Genomic DNA, 6,926 nt, shown 5'->3' with positions numbered 1-6,926 from the left:
GGGCAAGGAGAGCGCAATCACGCTCATCATGAAGGCCAGCACCGTGCCCAAAGCGGCACCCTTGGCCAGCAAGGCCTGCACGATCGGGATCACGCCGGCCGCGTTGGTGTACATCGGCACGCCCATCACCACCGCCAGCGGCACCGACCACCAGGCATCACGCCCCATGAAGCTGGCCATGAAGTCCTCCGGCACATAGCCGTGAATCAGGGCCCCCAGTGCAATGCCGCCCAAAATGTAGGGCCAGACCTTGCCCACAATCTCACGCACCGCATGAAAACCGCCTTCGATGCGATCCCCCAGCGTCATACCGGTGGCCTCAAATTCGGCTGATATCTTGGGCATGTCGCGCACCCAGTCTTCCAGGTAGGCTTCCATCTTCAGGCGGCCAATGACCCAGCCCGCCACAATCGCCACGCTCAGGCCCAGCCCCAGGTACAGCAGCGCCACTTTCCAGCCAAACATGCCAAACAAGAGGGTGAGCGCGACTTCATTGACCATGGGCGCCGAGATCAGGAACGAGAACGTCACCCCCAGCGGAACGCCAGCCTGCACAAAGCCAATGAACAGGGGCACGGCCGAGCAGGAGCAAAACGGCGTCACGATGCCAAGACTGGCCGCCATGACATTGGCGGCGCCTTCGCTGCGCCCGGCCAGCAGGGCCCGCGTGCGCTCGGGCGTGAAGTAGCTGTTAATCATGCCCATGACAAACACGACACCGGTCAGCAGCATCAGCACCTTGGGTGTGTCGTAAAAGAAAAACTGCAGCGCACCGCCCAGGTGGCTGGCCCGGTCCACCGGCAGGGCCGCGACCAGCGCTTCAGCCGCAGGGTTGAGCGTTTGGTACAGCGCCAGCCAGGCCACAGCGGCCAGCATCAGGAAGACGATGGGCTGGCGGCTCGGCCAGGACTTGAGGGGCGCGGTGAGCGTGGTCATGCCAGTGAAGACGGGCCAACGGGGCAAAAGACGCAGGCTTGCCAAAAATTTATAAGAAATCGGGCCGTAGCCCTCGTCAGTATTGCGTCATATGCTATAAAAACAATAGTACCATTGAGGTGAACCGGTACCCCCACATGATCCCTCGCAAGACCTCATGCCGTTCAGTTGCGCCTTGACTGTCCTATGAAAAAGAATGTTGACACCAGGATTTCGGCGAATGCCTATAGCAGCAAGTGACCCCGCTGACTATCGGCGACTATGATCAAGTGGCGTTGCTGAGCGAGCAGGGCACCATATTTTTTTGTGAGGGGTGACAGCAATGAAAATCGGGTTTTTGTTTTTTTGCTGGCTGCTTGCCGCCTCTGCCTTGGCCCGCGAGGTCGAAACCGTGCTCATTGTTTCGATTGACGCGCTGCATCCGGCCGCGCTGAGCGAGCAGGCCTCACCCACACTGCACCGCTTGATGCGCTCGGGGCGCTACACCCTGCAGGGCCAGAGCGTCACGCCGCCGCAGACCCTGATCGCGCACACCGCCATGATGACCGGGCTGACACCCGCGCAAAGCGGCAAGCAAGACAACGACTGGAAGCCGGGTCTGCCGCAGGTAGCGCGGGAAACACTGCTTGACGTTGCCAAACAGCGCGGGTTTCAAACGGCTTACTTTTATGCCAAACCCAAACTGGGTTATCTGATCAGCGCGGCGGTGGACGAACATGCGCTGGCCAGGGATGACGGCGTTGACAGGGCGCGCACTTTTTTCAGCCGGGCGGGCAGGCGGTTCGTCTTTCTTCACATCAGCGGGCTGGAAGACGCGGGGACAGACGCCGGTTGGTTGTCGGCAGACTATGCCGAGGAGCTGACGCATATCGACCGGACGCTGGCCCCGCTGCTGGACGAGGTTGCCAAACGCGGCAGCTACCTGCTTGTGGTGACGAGCGACCATGCCGGCCATGAGCGCCAGCACGGCACCAATCATCCGGAGGACTTCAAGCTACCACTGATCATGGCCGCCGAGCAGGCGCTTCCTGCGCTGGCCCCAGGCGTTTTCCGCATTACCGATCTCAAGCGCCTGGTGCAAAACAGGCTTGGGGCAGCCAAACGTTGATTGGACAGCGGCGAAGTCAGGCCTACAGTCAGTGCAGCATTGAATCTGCTACTGGCGGCGAGTTCGTCGAGCAACCATGTGCCGCCATGCGCCTGCTTGGCTTCGATCCCGGCGCCCATTACCCCGCGCAGCCCCAAGCCTTCAACCGCTGCTGAATCTCGGCCTTCGGCAGCCTGCAACGCGGTCCCTGTGAAATTTTTGTCAGCCCTTCGTGCAGGACTGAATAGGTGGCCGCACCGCTTTCAGCCAGCCGGTCCAACAGCCACAAGAGGCCGTACATCTCCACGCCGTAATCTTTGGCTGCAGTTCGCAGTGGGCCGTCGCCCGTGAGCAGCACATGGTCTTGCCGCCGTGCGCAAGAGAGAGCAAAACAGTCTGGCAGGCTCAATGGTTTGCGCTCGTTCTTGACAAGCTGAGCAAAGCTGACCTCGTCGGGTTGCAGGGCCACCACTTGCAGCCCCAGCGCTCGGTAGTAGGCGCCGTTGTAGGGCTCCAACTCCCTCTCGTACAGCACATCGGGCACCACCATGGGTACCCCCGACGCAAAGGCTACCGGGAGCAAATCACCCCGCTCAAGATCAATCAAAACTGAAGTGTCCGAGACGAGGAGGATCACGTTTTCAGGCCCCGATTCATGTCGCTGCCGGCGACAAACGTGCATCCAGTTCGCGCACGCTGATTTGAAGAAGTTCGCCCGCCTTGGCCTCCGACATCGCTTCTTCCATCACCGCGCGCAAGCACAGGCGCTCCATGCGCGTCGGCGTCTCCGCGTCGAACGGATGGGGCTCAACAGCCGCTTTACCAACCCACTTCATCCGCACCATGGTTCCCCACAAACGGTTGAACGCGGCCTGCCCAATGATGCCCAGTTGCTTGCAGCGCATCGCCAGCATGGACACGCTGACCCTGAAGAACGCCTTCAACTCCAGCAGTTCGCCCAGCGACAGCGCCGTGCGCACCTTGCCCAACCGCTTGAACAACATCTCGCGGGTGACCAAAAAAGCGCCCGCAAAACGGTCTGCCGCCTTCTCAGCGTCTTTTTCGTTCCACTCACCCTTGAGTTGCAGCACCAGATGCGCCAGCTCGTGCGCCAGCGTAAAGCGTTGCCGCTCACCGTTGTGGTTCTTGTTGACCACAATCACCGCGACAGGATGCTGCCCGTCGCGCCTGGCAAACGCCTTGGACCCTGACACCGTCAGCGGCAAATCGAGCGCAATCACCTTGATGCCGTTGTCCTCCAGCAGCTCCACCATCGCGGGTATCGGGTCAATACCGATCTTCCACAAGCGGCGCAAGGCATCCGCTGCTGCTTCGGCATCCTCCGTTGAACTGATCGCAAATTCCTTTGCCTTGGGCGTGGCCCAATCCAGCAGCGCGTCAGGTAATAGTTCCTCAACTTCAAGGTAGCGCTCCAGATGGTCAATGATGACGGCCTCCACCGCCTTTTCTTCCCGGGCACCCGCGGCGGGCTCTTTACGAAAGTCCACACCCGACAGCGCAACGTCACGGTCGCTGAGCAGATATTCAGGCGAGACTTTAAGGGCTTGCGCCAGTGCCAGCAGCACGTCTGAGCCCGGCATCATCTGGTCGTTCTCGTACTTTCCTATGGCCTGCGCAGACACCTTGCCGTGAATGGCATCTTCCATTGCACGCAGCGATAAACCAGCCGCTTCGCGCGCCAGCTTTAGGCGCTTTCCAATCATGGTACTTCTCCTGGGGGACTTGAACTAAGGTTTACAAATTGACAGTTTACACAGTTTTTTGTAAACTTCAAGCTCCATGTCAAAGGAGCATTTTCATGAGCAATCCAAAGGATGTACACGTCGTTCGCCATGGTGACGACTGGGCCGCTCGCCGACCCAACACGGAACGGGTGTCCAAAGTGTTCGACACCCAGAAGCAGGCGATCGACTACGGCCGCCAGATCGCCCAGCGCGACCACAGTGAGTTGCTGGTGCACAACCGCCAGAATCAGATACACCATCGCGACAGCTTTGGCAACGACCCTTGCCCGCCCACAGACAAGGATTAGCGCCCAGCAAATGGGTTTAGTTACCGAGCACTCGGGTCAGGCGTGGCGTTGCGCTTGATCGCCATGCGGCGGATCAGCTTGCAGTTGGCGCTGACAACACGCGTCTCAATGCATCGTCAAACGGGCTATGCGAGCAGTCTTAGTCTTGTCCGAAATTTTCGACTTGGTCGTCTTCACCATTTGGAAACTCGAGTCGAAGTTGCGCCGCCTTTGGCGTACAAATCTTAAGACGATGCCCGGCAACATTTCCGTTTAGACTGAGCAATCCGCCAGTACCACCGTTCGCTTTGGCTCCATCAAAGGTGTGGAACTCGGTTGCTTCGTAATGAATTGCACTTGCCAAATGAATCGCGTCCGGCACACGAATATTTTTTTGTGCGGATTTCGACTTCGAAAGTTTTTGGAAACTACGAATCTCGCTGGTAAGAGCCAATACGCGCCCATCGATGGATAGCTCAATAATGCTTCTTCCCTGAAAAGCAAGTTCAAGCTTTTTCTTCTGGGCTAAAGATAGCGAACTATCAAGAACCTCAGCACGCCAAAGCACAGAAGTCATCAAAATCGCTTTACCACGATCAACCAGCTCCACAACCTCCGCAAGACCGGCCATTTCTGACGGATCTTTCCGCTTTTCGTCCGTTATCCAGGCGATAAGTGGCGCGGTGTCCCAATAGAACTTAGGTTTACCAGTCGCCATTCCTGACCTTTTCAACATACTCAGTGGAAGACAAACCGCCATATGCATCTTTGGCGATCCCCCTCAAACTCGACATGGTCGGTGCGTCAGACTTTTCCGGTAAAACCTCTATCGAAGTCACCTTCATAAAGTGCGGAAACTTTTCGGCCTTCTTGTAGTGAAGTAAACCCGAAATTCGAACGAAATGGTTTATACCGGCAACGGCAGTGGTCAACATCTCTTTGGTGAATTGGCACTTAATGCTGGTTGGCCCTACTGTCGGAAATACCTTGAACTGGTTCTTTTGATTGTGGATGTCGATAACATCAAGACTTCCAATGATTGACCCCATCTCGACCTGATCAGGGCCGAGTATCTCGTCAATCTTCATATCTAGATTGCGAGGAATGTCCACAGACCCTTTTTCGAACTCGAATAGAACCTCAGATACATGCTTTCGTAAGGGCTGTACCAGCCCCTTATACGATTCGAGCAAATCCAAGTCCGCCTCCTTGGGCCGCTTACCGGCGATCACAAATTGCAAATCTCGCTTGAGTTTGGAAACGACCTTGCCACCATAGTTGGCAACGTTTGGCTTGGACATGGCCTCGACCTCTATGGTCGCAGGGCTGTTCATCGTAATTTTGGTTATCCGGTAATAAAGCCCTGGGGTCTTCCGCCCAGACACCGTCACATCAACTTGATTTAGAGCCTGTTTTACGGCATTGAGCTGGTCAATAAGATCACTCAGGCGCAGGCTATCGTTAGCCTCATCGCCTTTCAGAGTTACCTTAAATTTATTGCTGCTCATTACGTTCTTTTTGCTCACAATGCGTGCGAGTACATCAAGCGCTTGCCGACGACGCCTTACAGGGCGACACAAGTGCGATCAACGTACTTATACCCCAAAGCCGTACGGGCGATGGTTCGAACTTCAATCTAATTCAGGTCGCGTCGCAAATGTTGCGCGCCAACGCGGTGAAACGTACCAGTGAGGCCACGTTTCAAGATGGAAAGAACTTCGACTGCGTTTGTGGTCATATTGTCGCCTGCGCAGCTACCAAACCCATAACAACTGAGGTCGCCCCTGCCACCAGCCGCTTGGGGTCGGGCTGGAAGCGGGCGTAGCCCTTGATGGCGCCGGGCTGCGGAAAACGGGTGATCACATGCGGGTTGCCGTGCTGCAGGTCCCACAGGTAATGCAGGTTGCCGTTGCTCAAGATGATGAAGCGGCAGTTTTGTGACTTGGCGTATTTGCGGGCGTGCTCTTTACCAATGAGCGGGTTTTTGCCTTCGGCCTTGGCCTCCAGCACTACCAGCGGGAAATTTGATTCGTCCAGCAGCAGGAAGTCGATGAAGCCATTGCTGGTCGTGTCGAAGTCATTGCCCATGGCATCCACCTGCGCCTGGGTGAGTTTGACGTTGGGCTCCAGCGCAATGTTGGCTTTGCCCTGAGATGAATCAAAAAAACGCCAGCCAGCGGCTTCAAGCAGTTTGTTGATCTTGATGCGGGCGTGGGCTTCTTTGGGCATGGCGGCCATTCTAGGCCCGCAATATACCTAAGAAACTAATATGCCAAATATGGATGTAGCCCTTATTAAATATGGGCTATATGCTATCAACACTATAGCAAATTCAAAGCAAAGGGCGCGGCACAAAGTCGCTCACACGGCCGCTGTCGTCCACCTGTACCTGGCAGACCTGGCTCATCTGGGCGCGCAAACGCAGCCGGGCGCGTTGCACGCGGGATTTGGCAGCGCTCAGGCTCAAGCCTTTGGCTTTGGCAAAGTCGGCTTGGCGCATGCCTTGCAGGTCGCACAAGGTGATGGCTTCGCGGTCGTCCGGACTCAATTCGCTGAGCACGCGCGGCAAGCAGGCCGTGAGCGTGTCGACCGTGTCGGCGTCCTCAACGGGTGCGACCAAATCGTCGGGCAACTCCACCATTTGGTGTGCCACCCGCAAATGGTCCGCCAGCGTGTTGCGCGCGACCTCGAACAGCCAGGCGCGCGCGTTCTCGACCGCACAAAAGCGCTCGCCCTGGCGCAGTGCTTTTAAAAACAGGTCTTGCAGCAAGTCGTCCGCCAGCGCCGCATTGCCCACGCGGTGGCGCAGCCAGCCGCGCAACTCGCTTTCATGCGCGGTCCAGGCGGTGGTCAGGCAGTTCATGGTGGATT

The 6,926-nt window shown here is 57.1% G+C and carries 9 protein-coding genes; 2 read left to right on the top strand and 7 right to left on the bottom strand.

Annotation, left to right across the window (positions count from 1 at the left end; genetic code table 11):
* The coding region (locus tag WA157_RS00350) for a permease (protein WP_422619047.1) at positions 1-936 on the bottom strand (936 nt) is incomplete at its 3' end.
* A 322-nt stretch (positions 937-1,258) separates the two neighbouring features.
* Here WA157_RS00350 and WA157_RS00345 point away from each other — a divergent pair.
* Positions 1,259-2,044 (top strand): alkaline phosphatase family protein, encoded by a 786-nt coding sequence (locus tag WA157_RS00345; RefSeq protein WP_422619046.1) that lies wholly within the window; start codon positions 1,259-1,261, stop codon positions 2,042-2,044.
* A 118-nt stretch (positions 2,045-2,162) separates the two neighbouring features.
* Here WA157_RS00345 and WA157_RS00340 read toward each other — a convergent pair whose 3' ends face one another.
* Both WA157_RS00340 and WA157_RS00335 read right to left on the bottom strand, forming a co-directional pair.
* On the bottom strand, positions 2,163-2,660 hold the full coding sequence (locus tag WA157_RS00340; RefSeq protein ID WP_422619045.1) for a hypothetical protein: 498 nt from the start codon (positions 2,658-2,660) through the stop codon (positions 2,163-2,165).
* A 16-nt stretch (positions 2,661-2,676) separates the two neighbouring features.
* Positions 2,677-3,747, bottom strand: coding sequence for a helix-turn-helix domain-containing protein (locus WA157_RS00335; RefSeq protein WP_422619044.1), 1,071 nt, complete (start codon positions 3,745-3,747; stop codon positions 2,677-2,679).
* Positions 3,748-3,842: 95 nt separating this feature from the next.
* Here WA157_RS00335 and WA157_RS00330 point away from each other — a divergent pair, with 95 nt between their 5' ends.
* Positions 3,843-4,076 carry a DUF2188 domain-containing protein gene (locus tag WA157_RS00330; RefSeq protein ID WP_422619043.1) on the top strand — a complete coding sequence of 78 codons (234 nt, stop codon included), beginning with the start codon at positions 3,843-3,845 and terminating at the stop codon, positions 4,074-4,076.
* Between the two features lie 139 nt (positions 4,077-4,215).
* On the opposite strand, the gene WA157_RS00325 is transcribed toward WA157_RS00330, so the two are convergent.
* From WA157_RS00325 to WA157_RS00310, 4 genes are all read right to left on the bottom strand, one after another.
* Complete coding sequence (locus tag WA157_RS00325) at positions 4,216-4,773, bottom strand: type II toxin-antitoxin system VapC family toxin (RefSeq protein ID WP_422619042.1); 558 nt, start codon at positions 4,771-4,773, stop codon at positions 4,216-4,218.
* Positions 4,760-5,563 (bottom strand): hypothetical protein, encoded by an 804-nt coding sequence (locus WA157_RS00320; RefSeq protein WP_422619041.1) that lies wholly within the window; start codon positions 5,561-5,563, stop codon positions 4,760-4,762. The genes WA157_RS00325 and WA157_RS00320 overlap by 14 nt, the downstream gene beginning before the upstream one ends.
* Before the next feature lie 226 nt (positions 5,564-5,789).
* Positions 5,790-6,284 carry a hypothetical protein gene (locus WA157_RS00315; protein WP_422619040.1) on the bottom strand — a complete coding sequence of 165 codons (495 nt, stop codon included), beginning with the start codon at positions 6,282-6,284 and terminating at the stop codon, positions 5,790-5,792.
* A 103-nt stretch (positions 6,285-6,387) separates the two neighbouring features.
* Positions 6,388-6,918, bottom strand: a complete 531-nt coding sequence (locus WA157_RS00310; RefSeq protein WP_422619039.1) for a sigma-70 family RNA polymerase sigma factor — start codon at positions 6,916-6,918, stop codon at positions 6,388-6,390.
* Between the last annotated feature and the right edge of the window lie 8 nt (positions 6,919-6,926).

Origin of the sequence: Rhodoferax ferrireducens (assembly GCF_049302455.1) — a bacterium.
GTDB lineage: Bacteria > Pseudomonadota > Gammaproteobacteria > Burkholderiales > Burkholderiaceae_C > Rhodoferax > Rhodoferax ferrireducens_B.
Note: the sequence above shows the minus strand (reverse complement) of the source record. Positions and strands in the feature narration are given on the sequence as shown.

Coding starts and splice junctions, on each gene's coding strand:
- WA157_RS00315 (WP_422619040.1), bottom strand. CDS start 6,284: ATGCCCAAAGAAGCCCACGCCCGCATCAAGATCAACAAACTGCTTGAA.
- WA157_RS00335 (WP_422619044.1), bottom strand. CDS start 3,747: ATGATTGGAAAGCGCCTAAAGCTGGCGCGCGAAGCGGCTGGTTTATCG.
- WA157_RS00345 (WP_422619046.1), top strand. CDS start 1,259: ATGAAAATCGGGTTTTTGTTTTTTTGCTGGCTGCTTGCCGCCTCTGCC.
- WA157_RS00310 (WP_422619039.1), bottom strand. CDS start 6,918: ATGAACTGCCTGACCACCGCCTGGACCGCGCATGAAAGCGAGTTGCGC.
- WA157_RS00330 (WP_422619043.1), top strand. CDS start 3,843: ATGAGCAATCCAAAGGATGTACACGTCGTTCGCCATGGTGACGACTGG.
- WA157_RS00325 (WP_422619042.1), bottom strand. CDS start 4,773: ATGGCGACTGGTAAACCTAAGTTCTATTGGGACACCGCGCCACTTATC.
- WA157_RS00320 (WP_422619041.1), bottom strand. CDS start 5,563: ATGAGCAGCAATAAATTTAAGGTAACTCTGAAAGGCGATGAGGCTAAC.